We start from the raw sequence: 17,691 nt of genomic DNA, 5'->3' as shown, positions 1-17,691 counted from the left end.
TACCGTTTCGCCGGACGTTACATCCGGTCCGGATCACTCCGCGGGCTCAGCCACGGCCTTTTGGGTCACCGGTCTCGCCAGTGGCTTTGCAGGCTTGGCGAACCAGAAGCTCCAGGTCGCGAGCGTGCCGAGCAGCACCAGCACGAGACCGCCGAACGTGAGCGCGAGCCGCCAAAGCACTCCCCCGACCTTGCCGGCGTGAAGCGGATAGTACTTCTCCGAAATCGCGGAGACCGTGTCGCCGCTCGCCGAATCCTCGACCGAGAGCACCTGCGCCGTCGCCGCGTCGAGGTAGACATAAGTCCGACCGTTCGGCGTCCACTCGAAGTCTTGCCGTAGCCGCAGCGTCACCGGCCTGCCGGGCTCCTTCGGCAGCATCAGCCGCCGGGGTGCGGCATCGGGAAAAGCCGCCTGCGCGTTCGTCATGAGAAGCGGCCAGTCTGTGTCCGGGCCCGGGTCGCCACTCGCCTGAGGCGGCTCAGCTTCCTCTAACGCGGGATTGGCCCAAGGCGAGAGCAAGGCATCCGATAGCGCCGGGAAGATCATGAACGACCCGGTGAGCGAAGCGAGGAGCAGCAAGGGGCTCGCCACCACGCCAATGTCGCGGTGCTGGCGCACGATCGCGCTCTTGGTCATCCGCGCCGGCCAGAGGCGGAATTTGAAGGTCTTGCGCGTGCGCCACCACAGGATCACCCCGGTCAGGGTAAAGGCGAACAGCAACAAGCCGAGGACGCCGGTGATGGATTTCCCGGTGTCGCCCAGGAACAGGTAGTGATGCAGGTCGAACAGCCAGAGCTCTGGCCGGCCCCACAGCGAATCCCACCGGTCAACGACCTGGCCAGCCTGGGTCAGATAGGCCCCGCCACCGTCGGCAAAGACCGCCTGGTGCAGGCCCATCCGTTCGTCGGCGAATGTGATCCGCGTCAACGAGGGATCGACCGCGATGGCCGCCTCCACCGCCCTGCCAATCTCGGCCGGATCAGGGCGGAGCGGATCGTCCGCCCCAGGCAAGGCGATCCACGCTTCCTCCCACACCAGCACCGTACCCGACAGTCCCAAGACCGCGAGCAGCAGACCGGCGATGCCGCCGGTCCACCGGTGCAGGAGCGCGAGGACATTCATCAGAATGCGCCGCGCCAGCTCAGTGTGAAGGTACGGCCACGACCAGCATAGAAGCGGGTGTCGCTGGCCACCTGGACGGTGTCGCTGTCATAGGTGACGAAGAACTTGTCAGTCAGGTTCTGCACCGCCAGCGCGAACTCGCCGAATTCGGTGTCGTAGGCAACATAGGCGTCGATCAGCTCATAGCCTTCGAAGTCGGTCGCAGTGGCGGCGTCGTTGAAGGTGCGCGAGAGGTAGAACCGGGTCTGCAGACGGGCAGAGAACGGACCGCTGCGATAGTCGGCGGCCAAGTTCAACCGGTCGGGCGCGATGTTGGCGCCATCGAGATCGTTGTTGACCAGATCGTCCGCATCGTTGCTGTCGGTCTGACCCTTGAGGTTGGCATAGGCCGCGCTCAACAGCAGGCCCGGGAGCGGCGTCTTCCATGATACGCTGGCTTCAAGTCCCTCGATCTGGATCGGCTGGCGCGAGACGTTGAAGATGCCGTCAGGGTTGGCCACGAGGATCGAGCCGAGCTTGCTCGACGACCAGAAGTAGCTGACCGCCGCCTCGATCGGCCCCTGCTTCACTTCCAGCCCCAGCTCGCGGTTATTTGAAATGACCGGTTCGAGCGCGAGGTAATTGTCGATGTCGACCCCCGGCTCGTCTACCGCGCGCAAGATGCGGCCCACGTCTGCGATGGTGTAGCCTTCCGCGTAGCTGCCATAGGCGCGCACGCCCTGCACCGGCTCCAGGATGACACCGCCGTTGAACAGCACGTCGCTAAAGGACGGGTTGCCACCCGAGACTTGCACCCGCTGGTAGGTCGAAAGGTCTGCAAGGTCGGTCGCGCCGTTGGAAGCCAGCGTCTCGTAATCGTCCACCTTGAGTTCGACGTTTTCCCAACGGCCACCGCCAGCAAAGCGCAGCACGCCGTCGAACAGCGCCAGATTGGCCTGGACGAACGGGGCAAGGCTGCGGAAATCGGTCTGCGGCACCCAAGCACGATCGGTTTGGACGAGGTACTGCTCTGTCCTGTCGAACAGCGCGTCGAAGCCGCCAGTCAGGACCAGATCCTCGAAGCCCGGCACTTCGCGCTCGTAAGTGATTTTCCCGCCAAGCTTGCGCGACTTGTTGGCCGACTGGTCGAACAACTGCCCCGTCGGATCGATCGCCGGATCCTGGAAGGTGCTGGTGACGAGACCGCCGAAAATGTCGCGGGTCCGGCTGTAGAAGGCCTGCACCGAGAAGGTGCCACCGCCGAGGTTGTCGTCGGTCAGCGCGGCCGAGAGCAAGTCGGCGCGGTTGGACGGTGGCTCTCCCTGGATATCTCCGCGCGTGCTGCTGGCGGGGATGCCTTGGGCGCGGCTGCCCGGGACCAGAACGTAGTTGCCGTTGCCCTCAAGCTCAAAATGGTTGGCGACAATTTCGAAGCGGGCGCTGTCGGTCAGCTGGTAGCCGAAGCGGCCGAACAGCGACCAGGAATCGCTGTCCTGTACCTCGCCCTGGGTGCCATCGATGCCGATGTTGTTGCCGTGGCCGTCCTGATAGACCCCGCGGCGTTCGAAGGCGAAACCGCCGGTCGCGTCGACGGCGCCCGAACGATAGCCGGCCAGCGCGGCCACCTTCCCACCCATGGCCGAACCATCGAAGCTGGTCGGGATCGTGCCTTGCAGCAGCGTACGCACGGCCAGTCCGTCATCCTTAGGAGCGCCGACGGTGACTTGATTCACCACACCGCCCGTGGCGCCGATGCCCTGCAGCGCGTTCGAACCGTAGATCACCTCGACCCGGTCGATGAAGAACGGATCGATAGTGTAGCCGTCGCGCGAGCCGTCGCGGACCGGCGTCGACTGCGGGATGCCGTTGATGGCGTAGAGCGGCGAGCGTCCGCGCAGGCTCTCGCCCGAACCGGAGAGCTTTTCGCGCGTCGGCGAGAATGAGGGCGACAGGGCCGAAACCGCATCAACAGTCGAGCCCGAAATCTGCACCTGCTGCTGCAGCGTTTCGGCATCGATCACGTCGATCGTCATCGGCAGCGCGCTCGCGGGAAGTTGCGTGCGAGCGGCGGTTACGATGATGCTGGAACCGGTCTCGACGTCCTGGGCGGTTGACTGGGCAAGCGCGGGGAGCGGCAGGGCGAAACAAGCGACACCGGCCAGACAACGTGTACGAAGCAAGGGACCCTCCTGGAAGATGGAGGGCCGCTAGAGTGATTGCGAATTATTATCAATAGGAAATGCTAGGTCGGGTTGAGATTTCCCCGGATCTGACGATCGGAGCTCAAAACCGGTATCGATGCCGGTGAGGAGGTTCCATGGCTTTGGCCAGTCAGGGTAACTTCTGCATGGCCATGAATAGAATCCGAGGCGCTGCCAACGGACAGTAGGATAAGCCCCGGCTCGATGACCCATCCGCCACTCTGCCCCCAGAACGCGAAGTGCGCCGCGTCGAGCGTGAAGCTCACCATGCGAGTTTCGCCCGGCGCCAACGCCACACGACGGAAACCCCGCAGCTGCTGGATCGGCCGGGACACGGACGCGACAGGATCGCGCATATAGAGCTGCACGACCTCGTCGCCTGCTCGGAGTCCGCTATTGGTCACCGCCACGGACACCGTCACCCTTCCTCCTTCAGCTGGAATGCTGGCGCGGTCCACGGCAACGGGACCATAGTCGAAAGTGGTGTAGCTGAGGCCGTAACCGAACGCGTAAAGCGGCGTGATCGGCAGATCCATGTAGCGCGCCGTATCCTTGGCCAAGTCCGGGTCCGCCGGCCGACCACTCGGCAGGTGGTCGTATGCGAACGGCACTTGCCCGGTTGTCCTTGGGAAGCTGGCGGGCAATCGGCCCGCAGGATTCTCGTCGCCGAACAAAGTACGCACGATCGCCGGTCCGGCCTCATCACCCAGCAGCCAGGTTACGAGGATGGCGTCGGCTTTTTCAGCGACCTCGGGGATTGCCAACGGACGGCCACCCATCAGAACCACGACAACCGGTTTGCCCGTCGAAGCCACAGCCTCGAACAGTTCCTCCTGCGCCCCGGGCAGTTCCAGGCTGGAGCGGCTGCGAGCTTCTCCCGACCAATCGAAATCCTCCCCTAGCGCCATGACGACCACGTCCGAGGCCCGCGCTGCAGAAACGGCCTCGGCAATTCCAGCGGCCTCGCTGCTGCGGCTGTCGGCGCCGCGAACGTAGGTCACGCCGGCATGGACCGCCTCGAGCGCCGCTCGCAGGGTTACCACGTCCTCTTCCACTCCGCGCGCCCGCCACGAACCGAGCTGCGAGCGCGCATCGTCAGCCAAAGCTCCGATCAAGGCGATGCGTCCGGCTCCCTTCGCCAGCGGCAGGACATTGCCCTCGTTCTTGAGAAGCACGATCGACCGCTCGGCGATGCGACGGGCCTCGGCGCGATGCTCGGGGCTGAGCATGACCGCGGCCTCTCGGGCCGCATCGTGGTATTTGTAGGGATCGACGAAAAGGCCCAGGTCGCGCTTCACCTTGAGGATGCGCATCACCGCCTCATCCAGCCGGGCCTTGAGTTCGGGGTCGGCCTCGACTGAGGCGATCAGGTCCTGACCGTAGATATCGCTGACCATATCCATGTCGACGCCCGCCTCCAACGCCAGCCGAGCGGCCGCGGCCCGGTCGCCGGCCACGCCGTGCGCCATGAGCTCCTCGATTGCGTGCCAGTCGGACAGCAACACGCCGTCATAGCCCCACTCGCCTCGCAAGATGCCACGCAACAGCGTGGCGTTGCCGGTGGTCGGTACGCCGCCAAGTGCGTTGAACGCAGTCATGAAGCTCGCCGTCCCGGCCTTTGCGGCCGCTTCGAAGGGCGGGAGGTAGGTCTCGCGCAAGGTCCGTTCGGACAAGTCCGCGCCCGCATAGTCGCGCCCGCCTTCCGCCGCGCCGTAAGCTCCGAAGTGCTTCGTCCCGGCCATGATCGTGTCGGCGGCTGACAAATCGGACCCCTGGAATCCGCGTACTTGAGCGGCCGCCATGGCAGCGCCGAGGAAAGGGTCTTCCCCTGCCCCCTCGACAATACGCCCCCAGCGTGGATCGCGAGCCACGTCGACCATCGGGGCAAAGGTCCAATGCAGTCCCGCCGCGCTCGCTTCCTGCGCGGCAATGCGGGCGTGACTTTCGGCGGCGGAAGGATCCCAGGTCGCGGCCATCGCCAGCGGTACGGGGAAGATCGTGCGATAGCCGTGCACCACATCCATCGCGAACAGCAAGGGGATGCCGAGCCGGCTTTCCTCCACGGCCACACGCTGCAATTCCCGCAGCGGCTCAGCGCCAGCGACGTGGAGATAAGACCCCACTTCCCCTCGCCGCACCTTCTCGAGCTCTTCGGGACCGAGCCGCGAATTAAGCGCCCGCTGCCTGCCGCCCATGCGCTGCACCAGTTGCCCGATCTTCTCGGCAGTCGTCATCCTGGCGAGGAGCGCCTCGAGATCGCTTGCGCTCGCAGTCGCAGCGGAAGGAGATTCGCGCTGTTGAGCCCACAAGGACACGGGGGACACTACAAAAATTGATAACGCTACCAATCGAACCCATCTGGACTTCACGGCACTCTCCCTCCCCGATGCGCCGTTCAAGGCCGTAGCACGATGAACGCTCCGAAGGCCTCCTGACCGGTTGGCGCCAACAAGGCCTGGGGCCGGGCCCATCCCGCCTTGACTGAAAGTGCGCCCGTAACCGCACTCCGGCGCGAGAAACCCATCAGCACCCCCAGTGGCCGACGACCTCGGTCCATCTACCGTTTCGCCGGCAACCGTGCAAACCCGTTCGCCCCCTGTCGCGGGTTCGCTTATAGGGCTTCCCATGGATCAGTCGCTCACCAGTCTTTCGTTCGATACCCACGGCACCGGCCTCTACGAAATCACCGACGAGATAGCCGATTGGCTGAGCCATGCGGGCATCGAGACGGGTCTTCTCACCGTGTTCTGCCAGCATACCAGCGCCGGACTGCTGATCACCGAGAACGCTTCCCCGGCGGTCCATCGCGACGTCGTCCGCTGGCTGTCGAAGTTGGCGCCGGAAGGTGACGGCTACGAACATTCCGACGAAGGGCCAGACGACATGCCCGCCCACCTCAAGGCCCTGCTCACCGGCAACAGCCTGACCGTTCCGGTCGCGCAAGGACGCATGCTGCTCGGTACGTGGCAGGGGATATTCCTCGCCGAACACCGGCGCAGGCCTCATCGCCGCAAGATCGTGGTGCATGTTTCGGGTGAGTAGGCGAAACATCCGGGCACGGCGAGCGTTGCCCTGATCATGCCAATCGAAATCCTGTCTCGTTTTTCCTTCACCGCGAGGCAGCCGGCTGACGTGCTGCTGCAGTTCGCCGCCGCGCAAATTCCGGAGCAGCGGGTACTCGACAGCCGCACCCACCTGAGCCAGGCCCATCACGTGGCCAACATTCCCGCGCAGGACGACATCGGGGAACGCGTCTGGCTTCACTTGAGCGGGCGTTTCGAAGTGTCATACTCCGCCACGGTTGAAGTCAACCGCCTCCTCGCCGACATACCCACCCTAGCCAAGCTGGAGCCGCATGAGCTCCCGGCGGAAGCGGTGCAGTACCTTTTCGACTCCCGCTATTGCCCTGCCGAACGATTCCAACCGTTCGTCGAAGGGGAATTCGGCAACCTCTCCGGCGGCTCGCGGATTTGGGCCATGCACGACTGGATTGCCGAGCATCTCAGCTATTCACCGGGGTCGAGTAATCCCAAGACGACGGCGCTCGACACTTTCGTGGAGCGGCGGGGGATCTGCCGGGATTATACCCACTTGCTGGTTACATTGGCGCGCGCTTCCGCCATTCCCGCGCGCTACTGCAGCGTCTACGCTCCGGGTGTCGAGCCGCCCGATTTCCACGCCGTCGCCGAAGTCTTTCTCGCCGATCCGACGACGCCGGGGGGCGGCGCCTGGCACATCGTGGATGCGACGGGCATGGCCGACCCGGCAAGCGCCGTGAAGATCGGCGTTGGCCGTGACGCGGCTGACGTGAGTTTCATGACGGCCTTCGGGGAGGTAGATTTCGACGATAAAATGGTAGCGGTATCAAAGGTCCCTTGACCTTTCGCCCAATCCATCTGCTATCGCAATGCAGCGAAGGTCTCGCGCATGTTGGGGGAAGGTTGTGAGTCAATGAGGTCCAGGGCCGATACATTATTGCTTTTCGGTGCCACTGGCGACCTGGCCCAGAGGATGCTGCTACCCTCGCTCTGCGCGCTCAACGCTGGCGGGTTGCTTGATCCGAACTTGAAGATCATCGGCACCGCCCGCACCGCGATGGATGACGCGGAGTTCCGCAATTTCGCCCGCGCGGCGCTGGAAAAGTTCCTCCCTGCGGAGCGCCGAGGTCCCATCGCGGAATTTCTCAACCGCCTGCATTACCAGCCGCTCGATGTGACCAATCCGGACAGCTTCACGGAGCTAGCGGCCAAGGTCGGGCCAGAGGGCAAGCGCGTCGCTATTTTCCTGTCGACCGCGCCGAGCCTTTTTGAACCGACGATCCGTGGCCTCGAGGCGGCCGGTCTCGCTGGGGATGGCTCGCGCATTGGCCTGGAGAAGCCGCTCGGCCTCGATCTCGCTTCGAGCCGGGAGATCAACGATGCGGTGGCGAGTGCCTTTCCGGAAAGGCGCATTTTCCGCATCGATCACTACCTGGGCAAGGAAACCGTCCAGAACCTGCTCGCCCTGCGATTCGCCAACATCCTGTTCGAGCCGCTGTGGAACGCCCAGCACATCGAACATGTCCAGATCACTGTCGGGGAGACGGTGGGATTGGAAAAGCGGGCCGACTTCTACGACCAGACCGGCGCGCTGCGAGACATGGTGCAGAACCACATGCTCCAGCTGCTCTCGCTAGTAGCGATGGAGCCGCCGAGCAGCTTCGAGTCCGAAGCCGTGCGCGACGAGAAGGTGAAAGTTCTTCGCGCGCTCCGCCCCGTCGGCCGGGGCGAGAGCGTGACCGGCCAATACCGCGGCGGCGCCGTCGGGGGGCAGATCGTGCCGGGCTATGACGAGGAGCTTGGCCGCGAGAGCGAGACCGAGACCTTCGTCGCCATCAAGGCCCACGTCGACAACTGGCGTTGGAAGGGCGTGCCGTTTTACCTCCGCACCGGCAAGCGCATGCCCAAGCGCGTGACCGAGATCCTGGTCCAGTTCCGCGACGTTCCGCACTCCATCTTCAAAGGCGTGCAGACCAAGCCGAACAAGCTGTTGATCGGTATCCAGCCGGAAGAAAACATCACGCTCTCGCTGATGGCCAAGGTGCCGGGTCTGGACCGCGACGGCATCGCCCTGCGCGAAGTGCCGCTCGATATCGCCATGCCCGACGCCTTCTCAGGCAAGGAGCGCCGCATCGCCTACGAGCGGCTCCTGCTGGACCTGATCGACATGGACCAGACGCTGTTTGTCCGTCGCGACGAAGTGGAGGCGCAGTGGGCCTGGGTCGACAAGATCCGCGAGCTGTGGGGCGAGGAGCGCCTGACGCCCAAGACATACGCCGCGGGGAGCTGGGGTCCCAGTGCAGGTATCGCCCTGGCAGAACGCGATGGGGTGACATGGCATGAGTAACCTCCACCCGACCGTCTCGCGCGTTACCGACCGCATTATCGAGCGTTCGCGCGACAGCCGCCGGCGTTACCTCGAACTGATGGATGCCGAAGGCGAGCGACACGCCGATCGCAATGTCGCCCTCCCCTGCTCCAACCTCGCGCACGGCTTTGCCGCGATGGAGCAAGACAAGGCCTCGATCGCGACGAGGCGAGGCCCCAACATTGGCGTGATCACAGCCTACAACGACACAATCTCCGCGCATCAGCCCTACGGCGCGTATCCGCCGCAGATGAAGGTCTGGGCGCGCGAGGTGGGAGCCACCTGCCAGGTCGCCGGGTCCACACCGGCTATGTGCGATGGCGTGACCCAGGGCACTGACGGCATGGAGCTGTCGCTGTTCAGCCGTGACGTGATCGCCTTGTCGACCACAGTCGGTCTGAGCCACGCGATGTACGACAGCGTCGCGATGCTGGGCATCTGCGACAAGATCGTGCCAGGCCTCCTGATCGGCGGCCTGCGCTTCGGCTGGCTGCCGACGGTGTTCATCCCTTCCGGCCCGATGCCGAGCGGGATCGCCAACAAGGAAAAGCAGCGCGTCCGACAGCTCTATGCCGAGGGTAAGGCGAGCCGCGCGGAACTGCTCGACAGCGAGGCAAAGTCCTATCACTCGCCCGGCACATGCACCTTTTATGGCACGGCCAACTCCAACCAGATGATGATGGAGCTGATGGGCCTGCACATGCCCGGTGCCGCCTTCGTCAATCCCGGCACGCCCCTGCGCCAGGCGCTGACCCGCGCCGCCGTTCATCGGCTCGCGGCGATCACCCGCGATGGCAATGACTACCGCCCGCTCTCGCGCTGCGTCGATGAGAAGGCCGTGGTCAACGCCGCGGTCGGCCTGCTCGCGACGGGCGGCTCGACAAACCACGCGATCCACATTCCCGCCTTCGCCCGCGCGGCGGGAGTCATCATCGACTGGAACGATCTCGACGAACTGAGCCAGGCCGTTCCTCTCCTCGCCCGGGTCTATCCAAACGGCGCGGGCGACGTGAACCACTTCCACGCCGCTGGCGGCATCGGCTTCGTCATCGGCGAGTTGCTCGACGCCGGCCTCGCCCATCGCGACATCGTGACGGTCGGCGGCGATGATCTTGGCGCCTATGCCCAGGAGCCTTGGCTCGACGGAGAGGCCCTCGCCTGGCGCGATGCCGGTCCTTCTGGCGACGAAGAGATGCTCCGCCCCGTGGCAAATCCGTTCATGGCCGATGGGGGCATGCGGCTGGTCGAAGGAAATCTCGGGCGTGCGACGTTCAAGACCAGCGCCGTCGATCCGGACCGGTGGACGATCGAGGCCCCTTGTCGGATCTTCGAGCGGCAGGAGGACGTCGCCCACGCCTTCACCGCCGGAGAACTCGATCGGGACGTCGTGGTCGTGATGCGCTTCCAAGGTCCTCGCGCCAACGGCATGCCCGAGCTGCACAAGCTAACGCCGGTACTCGGCGTCCTGCAGGATCGCGGCTACCGCGTGGCACTTGTCACCGACGGGCGGATGTCGGGAGCGAGCGGCAAAGTGCCCGCGGCGATCCACGTCAGTCCGGAAGCGCTTGGCGGTGGACCGCTGGCCTACTTGAGAGACGGTGACGTGGTTCGCCTGTGTGCCACTCGCGGCGAAGTTTCCACCACCGCTGATTTCACCGGTCGCGAGCCCGCGTCTATGCGCGAGGTCGAGTTGGGAACCGGGCGGGAATTGTACGGCATGTTCCGTGTGGGAGCCGACGAAGCGGAAAAGGGCGGAAGCGCCATGCTTGCCTTGGGGGGTCTGTGAAGGAAATTGTCGCGCTCGACGTGGGCGGCACGCACGCGCGCTTCGCTCTGGCTGCCATCGCCGACGATGGTGCGATCTCGGTTGGTGAACCCGTCACGCTCAAGACCGGAGATTACGCCAGTCTCCAGACGGCGTGGGAGGAATTCGAACGCCGCTGCGGCGCCCCGCTGCCTCGAGCCGCCGCGATCGCCATTGCCGCGCCGATCGTCGGTGACACGATCAGGATGACCAACAATAGCTGGATCTTCCACACCCGCGGTCTTGTCGACCAACTAGGCATCGACGCAGTGACGCTAATCAACGACTTCGGCGCTGTCGCCCATGCCGTGGCGAGCGTTCCCGAAGACCAGCTGGTCCATATTACCGGTCCGGAAGGCCCGTTGCCGGCGGCCGGGACCATTAGCGTGATAGGGCCTGGCACGGGCCTCGGCGTGGCGCACTTCTTCCGCCATTCCGGAGGCTACCACGTGCAGTCGACTGAAGGCGGCCACATGGAGTTCGCCCCGCTCGATTCCATCGACGACCGAATTCTCGCCAAGTTGCGGGCCCAGCATCAGCGCGTTTCTACCGAACGGGTCCATGCCGGCCCCGGCATCATGGAAATCTACCGCTGCCTCGCCGAGCTCGAAGGTCGCGCGCCCGACCTTACCGATAATACCACGGTCTGGCAGAAGGGCATCGCGCGCGAAGACAGCCTGGCCGCGGCCGCGGTCGACCGGTTCTGCTCTTCGCTCGGCAGCGTCGCGGGCGACTACGCCCTGGCCCAGGGGGCGAGCGCCGTCGTCCTCGCCGGTGGTCTCGGGTTGCGGTTGCGCGACTTGCTGCCCACGTCGGGCTTCGGCGAACGCTTCCGCTTCAAGGGCCGGTACACACAGATGATGTCGGGAATTCCCGTGAAGCTTATCATCCACCCCCAGCCGGGCCTTTATGGCGCGGTCGCTGCTTTCATGACGGAGCACCCCCAATGAGTTCGATCGGCCAGATCATGCGGACATCGCCGGTCATTCCGGTGCTGGTGATCGAAGAGGGTACCGACGCACGAGCATTGGCAGAAGCGCTGGTCGCTGGCGGACTAAGGGTGCTCGAAGTAACCTTGCGCACGCCGGCGGGGCTGCAGGCGATCCGCGCCATGCGCGAAGTGCCCGGCGCCATCGTCGGGGCCGGCACGGTTACCAATGTGGGAGAACTCGACAGCGCGCTCGAGGCGGGGTCGGAATTCATCGTCTCGCCCGGCCTCACCGACCGCCTGGCCAGCGCCGCGATCGAACGGCAGGTGCCGTTCCTCCCGGGCATCGCCTCGGCCAGCGACATCATGCGAGGGCTCGATCATGGGCTCGACCATTTCAAGTTCTTCCCCGCCATGGCCGCGGGCGGAACTCCCGCGCTGAAGGCGCTGTCCGCGCCTTTCTCGCAGTGCCGCTTCTGCCCGACCGGCGGCATCACCCTTGAGACCGCGCCCGACTGGTTGGCGATAAGCTCCGTCCTTTGCGTCGGAGGCAGCTGGATCGTGAAACCGGGGGCCAGCTTCGTACAAATCGAGGCGCTGGCCCGGCAAGCGGCGGCGCTGTCTCGATGAAGACCGTCGGTGAACTGGTCGAGCGGATCCAATCGCTCCATCGGCGCACCGAAGAAACACCTCTATTCAATCCTGTCTTCCAGCTTTCGCTGGACTTGTCCCGCCTGCTGGAAAGCGGCGACCTGACTCTCGATGACTGCGACCGCCTGATTGCCGAGCTCGAATGCGATGCGCTGAAAAGCCGCGCCGAGCGGCTGCACCGCCTCATCGCACCGTCCAGCCCCGAAGCCAACGCTGACGAGCTGGCGACGGCGCTCTCCGCCGGAGACTTCACCACCTTCCGCGACCGCTGGGAACGGCCGCAGCTTCACGCCGTGTTCACCGCACACCCCACGTTCTTGCTGAGCCCGGCTCAATCGGCTGCCGTCGCCGAGGCCGCGAGCATCGACGAGCCGGTCGATTCCGCCGTTTGCGCCGTCCCCGCCGCGCGCCCGCCAATCACCCTCGCCTATGAGCACGAGCAGGCGATGCGGGCGATCGCTCACGCCCAGGACGCGCGTGACCGGATCGTCGCTCAATTGCTGACCCATGCCCGCCAGCACTGGCCGGACGAGTGGACAGCCTTCGCTCCGCTGCCATTCCGGTTCGCCAGCTGGGTCGGTTACGACATGGACGGTCGTACCGACATCGGCTGGGCGCAATCGATCGGGTTTCGCCTGGCCGAAAAGGCGGAGCGGCTGGCCCGCTATGTCGTGTCGCTCGACGCAATCGATCCAGCGCACGCCTTGCTCCGTGAGCTGCGCCCTGCAGCGGACTATGCCGCCGACCGCGCACGCGACTTTTCCGCCGACCTTTCCGATCCTGCGGCGCTGTCGGTCGCCGCCAACCGCCTGACGGCGAACGATCCCCGAAAGCTCCTCACTCTCGCGCGTTATATCGAAGCGCTGGAAAGCGAGGCCCGAAGCGCCCAGGACGAGCGAGCCGTCGGTCTCAAGACCCTCGCCGCCGCGATGCGTGCCGACGGGCTCGGTATGGGCTGGATCCATTTCCGGGTGAACGCCAAGCAGCTTCACAACGCGATCCGCCGGCGGCTCGACCCGGACGGGGCGCTCGACCTCTCGAGCAAGAGCGCCGTCGTCCACCTTCGCCGCGTGATCTCCGAAGCCAAGCCGCTGCGGTCCAACTTCGCTGCGCTCGCGATCGAGAGCTCCACCGCGATCCGCCAGTTCCTGGCAATGGCGCAGATCCTCCAGCACGTTGACGCCGACGCCCCGATCCGCATGCTGATTGCGGAGTGCGAAGAGCCAGCCACGCTCCTCGCCGGGCTCTATTTTGCGCGTCTGTTCGGGATTGCGGACAAGGTGGACCTGTCACCCCTGTTCGAAACCGAAACGGCACTCGAACATGGCGGTCGATTTCTCGACTCCCTTCTCGCGGAAGAGGAATACCGAACTTACGCCAGGGAACGCGGACGGGTCTCGATCCAGACCGGCTTTTCGGACGCCGGGCGCTTCGTCGGCCAGATCCCGGCGAGCCTCGCTATCGAACGCCTCCAGGGGCGACTGGCGCAGGCGATGGAGACCAACGGTCTCGGCGACGTCGCAGCGCTTGTATTCAACACCCACGGCGAGAGCATGGGCCGCGGCGCCCACCCGGATTCGTTCGCCGACCGGCTCGACTGGCCCCTCAGTCCTTGGGCTCGCAGGCGGTTCGTCCGCGCCGGTATCCGTCTTGAGCCCGAAGTGAGCTTTCAGGGTGGCGACGGCTATCTGCTCTTCGCCACACCTGAACTGGCGCTCGCGACCCTGACCCGGATCGCGGAGTTACGCCCAGCGGAGACCGACGCGGATGCCGCGCCCGACCCCTTCTATCGCCGCATAGATATCAGCCTCGATTTCTATCGCGCGATCCGCGACCATCAGCATTCGCATCTGGAAAGTCGGACGTATTCGCGCGCCGTCACGGCGTTCGGTCTCGGCCTGCTCAACCCGACCGGAAGCCGCGTCTCGCGCCGCCAGTCGGACCTCTCGGCCGATCGGGAGATGAGCCTGAGGCAAATCCGGGCGATTCCGCATAACGCCATCCTCCAGCAGCTCGGTTATCCGGTAAACGTGATTGCTGGTGTCGGCAGCGCGGCGGACGGCAACTACGAGGAAATCGCCGCCCTCCTCTCCTCGAGCGAACGAGGCATGCAGCTTATCCGCCTGGTTCGCGCCGCCAATGCTCTCGCCAGCGTGAAGACCGTTGCGGCCTTTGGCGAGTTATTCAACTCGGCCTACTGGGCCAGCCGGCCCTATCGCGGAACCGAGAGCCATCTTTCGGAGCCTTGCCAGGCCCTGGCGGAATACCTGATCAAGGACGACCGCGCCGGGGTGTTCCGCCGCCTCGCCTCTCGACTTCGGGTCGACGCGCTCAAGTTGCACCGTCTGCTGGCGATGATGCCGGAAGGCGAGGGACGGTCGCAGAACGAGTCGGTCCGCCGCGCGATCGGTGTCTGCCAGGCCCTGCGCCTCGCCCTGTTCCAGCACATGTTCATCCGCGCGGTGTCCGTCCCGGCCTTCAGCCGCGCCAACGACGTTTCACGTGACGACGTGCTGGAGATGGTCTTCACCTTGCGCATCGACGAAGCGCTCGCACAGTTGCGCCGGGCCTTTCCGACCAGCTTTCCCAAGATCGGAGACTTCGAACTGGCCGAGCCGACGGACTATCCCGAAGGAGCTGACGAAGGCTACGAAGGCCTGCGCAGGGCATTCATCGACCCGATCGACCGCGCCTATGCCCTGTCGCTCCGCATCACCACCGCCATCGCCAACCACTTCGGAGCACACGGCTAGGGCGCGCTTCGGACGTTAACCATTGTCACCCGCGCGTCTCGCAGCGGGACGCTTCGTTTTCAGCGCTAGCCGTTAACCGTAATTGTCGCCAATATGAGGCGCATGAGCGAGGCGCTTAAGTGGATTGGTGGAACGACAGTGGTGGCCGCAGTGCTGCTGGGCTCGGCCATTGTCGCGGGCAATGCGCTCGAGGCGCGGAGCAGCTCCCGGCTCGTCGACGCCCCGAAGCCTACTCAAGTGGCTGCCGTCACTCCCGCGCCCAAGCCGAGCCCGCGCCCCTTTGCGATCAGGCGTGTCCTGCCGATAGACGGCCCCATTAAATACGGCGAGTGGCACTGGAACGAGGAAGGCGCGCCGGCCGACGGGCCGATCGTCATGACGGTCGATCTCGATGCACGCGTCCTCTCGGTGTTCCGCGACGGCTACGAGATCGGCGCCGCTGCGGTCCTCCTAGGTACCGATAAGCATCCTACACCGCTCGGCGTGTTCCCGATCCTGAGCAAGGAACGGCACAACGTGTCCGAGCAATATGGCAATGCGCCAATGCCCTGGACCCTGCGCCTGACGCACGACGGAGTGGCGATCCATGGCGGTTCCACGGTCGAACTCGGATGGGCCAGCCATGGTTGCATCGGCGCCCCGGATCCGTTCGTTTCGCGGTTGTTCGACGTGGCCAGCAAGGGCGACGTGGTGATCATCACTCGCGGCAAAAAGGCCGAAGTGGGGACGCCGCTCGCCTAAACGCGGCGGGGAGGTTCCGGGCGAAAGACCCACTGACCATTCTCGACAGTCACCAGAACCCCAGCAAGGTTACCGCTGCCGCCCGCTTCCAACCGCTCGACCAGCCGCGCGAGATCGCCTCCCCTGGGCTGCCCGCCAATGACGCCGACGGCCCGTGCCGCCACCCGAAGGGCTATCGCGCGCGGCGGGTTGGACGGGAGATAGCGAAGATCATCCGGCGACGCGGAAACACGCTCCACCCACTCTCTGTCGGTCGCCCAGGCCAAGGCCTCTTCAGCATCGGCCAGGTTGCCGGCGGAGCGGGCAAGCGCCGGAACGTCAAGCCAGTCTGCCTCCGCGAGCGCCTTTCGCAGCCGAACACGATCATACCTGTCGTCGAGATTGCTGGGGTCCTGCGCCGCGACAAGACCGGCAGCTTCGACGACGCTTTCGAGCTCGCGGCGGCGGAATTCGAGCAGGAGCCGGATCAGCGGAATCGCGCTGTCTGCGATTGTGCCCACTTCTCGAACGCCCGCAAGCCCCCCTACCCCGCTGCCTCGATTGAGCCGCATCAACAGCGTCTCGGCCTGATCGTCGGCATGGTGGGCGGTGGCAATGGCCGAGAGGCCGCGACGGTCGGCCCAGCCCGCGAGAGCCCGATAACGCGCCTCTCGCGCCGCTGCCTGGATGTTACCGCCCGCAACGGTCACGCGAAGAACCTCGCAGGGGATGTCCCGCTCCGCGCAGACCTGCGCGACCATCGCGCATTCGTCAGCCGCTTCGGCGCGCAGGCCGTGATCGACTGTCGCTACTTCGAAGCGGCCCGGAATCGCAGCCTCGGCCAGCAGCAGCATCGCCAGGCTGTCGGGCCCACCGGAAACCGCCAGACCCAGTCGACCACCGCCCGTCCACAACCGCGCAAGCGAGCGCGAGAAGCGCTCGATCAGCGCTTCCGGGATCGCGTCAGCTGCAGGAGACCTTGTTCTTGGTGCGGTCATATTGCTCTTTCAGCCGACCCGTCGCGAGTGCCGGGTAGCTGTCGCTGAACTCAGCGAGCGCGATGCACGCTCGGTTCTTGTCATTGATCGCGATCATCGATTCGGACAGGAACAGCAGACTGTCGCCCGCCCGCGCCCCTTGCTTGTCGGACTGGTAGTTCTCGAAAAAATGCGTGGCCGCTTCGCGCGGCTGACCATTATCGAGATAGGCGCGGCCAAGCAGGTTGCGGCCAAAGCTGATACGGGCGTGGCGCGGATACTTCTCGACATAAAGCGCCAGCTGCTGCTGCGCTTCGGGGAAGAACCCGGCCTCCCACAGGCGATAGCCGTAGTTGTATTCGTCTTCGCCCGCGTCCGCAGTCGTGGGCTTGGTGATCGCGCGAACCGCAGCCAGGCGTCCTGCGGAAGGACCGTTGCGATTGCCGCTAGCCGCGGGTGCAGGCGTGGGAGTGGCAGTGGGCGTACGCGAGGCGTTGCCGGCCGGCTGGGTGGCAGGCCGCCCGGCCGCCGCAGCGGGCGCTGGAGTGGGGGTAAGCGTGCCGGCGCGCGGCGGCGTGCTGGCCGGAGCCGAAGCGCCCGGACGCGGCCCACTGCCCTGCATGGCAGGAGTGGACGGGGTCAACGACGCCTGTTCGGGCCCAGCCGCCGATTCCTGCACGGCCTTGAGCTGGGCTTCCAGCTGCGCCAGGTGGTTGGCGTTCTCCTCGCTGCGGGCGGTCAGCCGCGCGAGTTGGGCTTCGAGCGAATCGAGCCGCTGCAACACGTCGGTCAAAGCGCTGCCAGAGGGGGCGGTACTGGAACTGGGCCGCGCCTGCTGAGGGGTTGCCGTGTCGACTTCCGGCGCGAAATAACGACCATCGCCGCCAGGAAACACGGCCCGCTGCAGTGCCTTCAGTTCAGACTCGATTTTCCGCAGCCGCGCATCGTCCTGGGCGGCAGCAGGAACCGGCAGCAGCGCCGTCATACTCATGCCTGCCAGCAGCAACGCGGTGATTGTCTTGCGGGTGGCGCCGAAGCGGCTCCTCGTAACTTGCATTTGTTCCCTCTCGTCGCGTCTCATCGCGGTCATGCGGAATGGAAGTCGAACCGCGGGTGAACTGCCTCCGCGATCATTGTGCCAATGCGGGAT

The 17,691-nt window shown here is 65.3% G+C and carries 13 protein-coding genes; 8 read left to right on the top strand and 5 right to left on the bottom strand.

The annotated features are described in order from the left end of the window. Nucleotides 1–33 precede the first annotated feature (33 nt). The 3 genes from KK137_RS01330 to KK137_RS01320 form a co-directional block, all read right to left on the bottom strand. The gene (locus KK137_RS01330; RefSeq protein ID WP_214534194.1) at nucleotides 34–1,122 is read right to left on the bottom strand and encodes a PepSY-associated TM helix domain-containing protein; all 1,089 of its coding nucleotides are present in this window, start codon (nucleotides 1,120–1,122) and stop codon (nucleotides 34–36) included. Further along, entirely contained in the window at nucleotides 1,122–3,281 is a 2,160-nt protein-coding gene (locus tag KK137_RS01325) for a TonB-dependent receptor (RefSeq protein ID WP_214534192.1), read from the bottom strand. The genes KK137_RS01330 and KK137_RS01325 overlap by 1 nt, the downstream gene beginning before the upstream one ends. 62 nt (nucleotides 3,282–3,343) lie before the next feature. Beyond that, nucleotides 3,344–5,536, bottom strand: a complete 2,193-nt coding sequence (locus KK137_RS01320) for a glycoside hydrolase family 3 N-terminal domain-containing protein (RefSeq protein ID WP_250893540.1) — start codon at nucleotides 5,534–5,536, stop codon at nucleotides 3,344–3,346. 391 nt (nucleotides 5,537–5,927) lie between these two features. Here KK137_RS01320 and KK137_RS01315 point away from each other — a divergent pair, with 391 nt between their 5' ends. The 8 genes from KK137_RS01315 (at nucleotide 5,928) to KK137_RS01280 (ending at nucleotide 15,585) form a co-directional block, all read left to right on the top strand. Continuing rightward, nucleotides 5,928–6,344, top strand: coding sequence for a secondary thiamine-phosphate synthase enzyme YjbQ (locus KK137_RS01315; RefSeq protein WP_214534188.1), 417 nt, complete (start codon nucleotides 5,928–5,930; stop codon nucleotides 6,342–6,344). Nucleotides 6,345–6,380: 36 nt separating this feature from the next. Beyond that, nucleotides 6,381–7,181, top strand: a complete 801-nt coding sequence (locus KK137_RS01310; RefSeq protein WP_214534186.1) for a transglutaminase-like domain-containing protein — start codon at nucleotides 6,381–6,383, stop codon at nucleotides 7,179–7,181. Between the two features lie 72 nt (nucleotides 7,182–7,253). Further along, a complete protein-coding gene (gene zwf / locus KK137_RS01305; protein ID WP_214534184.1) occupies nucleotides 7,254–8,687 on the top strand; it encodes a glucose-6-phosphate dehydrogenase in 1,434 nt (477 codons plus the stop codon). Beyond that, nucleotides 8,680–10,494, top strand: a complete 1,815-nt coding sequence (gene edd, locus KK137_RS01300; RefSeq protein ID WP_214534183.1) for a phosphogluconate dehydratase — start codon at nucleotides 8,680–8,682, stop codon at nucleotides 10,492–10,494. The genes zwf and edd overlap by 8 nt, the downstream gene beginning before the upstream one ends. Continuing rightward, complete coding sequence (gene glk, locus KK137_RS01295; RefSeq protein WP_214534181.1) at nucleotides 10,491–11,462, top strand: glucokinase; 972 nt, start codon at nucleotides 10,491–10,493, stop codon at nucleotides 11,460–11,462. Before edd ends, glk begins: the two co-directional genes overlap by 4 nt. Further along, entirely contained in the window at nucleotides 11,459–12,070 is a 612-nt protein-coding gene (gene eda, locus KK137_RS01290; RefSeq protein WP_214534180.1) for a bifunctional 4-hydroxy-2-oxoglutarate aldolase/2-dehydro-3-deoxy-phosphogluconate aldolase, read from the top strand. Before glk ends, eda begins: the two co-directional genes overlap by 4 nt. Further along, nucleotides 12,067–14,844 (top strand): phosphoenolpyruvate carboxylase, encoded by a 2,778-nt coding sequence (locus KK137_RS01285; protein WP_214534179.1) that lies wholly within the window; start codon nucleotides 12,067–12,069, stop codon nucleotides 14,842–14,844. Before eda ends, KK137_RS01285 begins: the two co-directional genes overlap by 4 nt. Before the next feature lie 102 nt (nucleotides 14,845–14,946). Continuing rightward, the gene (locus KK137_RS01280) at nucleotides 14,947–15,585 is read left to right on the top strand and encodes a L,D-transpeptidase family protein (RefSeq protein ID WP_214534178.1); all 639 of its coding nucleotides are present in this window, start codon (nucleotides 14,947–14,949) and stop codon (nucleotides 15,583–15,585) included. Here KK137_RS01280 and tilS read toward each other — a convergent pair. Beyond that, complete coding sequence (gene tilS / locus KK137_RS01275; RefSeq protein WP_214534177.1) at nucleotides 15,582–16,562, bottom strand: tRNA lysidine(34) synthetase TilS; 981 nt, start codon at nucleotides 16,560–16,562, stop codon at nucleotides 15,582–15,584. The two genes, KK137_RS01280 and tilS, sit on opposite strands and share 4 nt — an antisense overlap. After that, nucleotides 16,528–17,598 carry a hypothetical protein gene (locus tag KK137_RS01270; RefSeq protein ID WP_214534176.1) on the bottom strand — a complete coding sequence of 357 codons (1,071 nt, stop codon included), beginning with the start codon at nucleotides 17,596–17,598 and terminating at the stop codon, nucleotides 16,528–16,530. Before KK137_RS01270 ends, tilS begins: the two co-directional genes overlap by 35 nt. Nucleotides 17,599–17,691 lie beyond the last annotated feature (93 nt).

Source organism: Croceibacterium selenioxidans (assembly GCF_018599195.1).
In the GTDB taxonomy this organism is placed as follows: Bacteria; Pseudomonadota; Alphaproteobacteria; order Sphingomonadales; family Sphingomonadaceae; genus Croceibacterium_A; species Croceibacterium_A selenioxidans.
The sequence above is the reverse complement of the archived record's forward strand: the minus strand, read 5'-3'. Positions and strand labels throughout refer to the sequence as shown.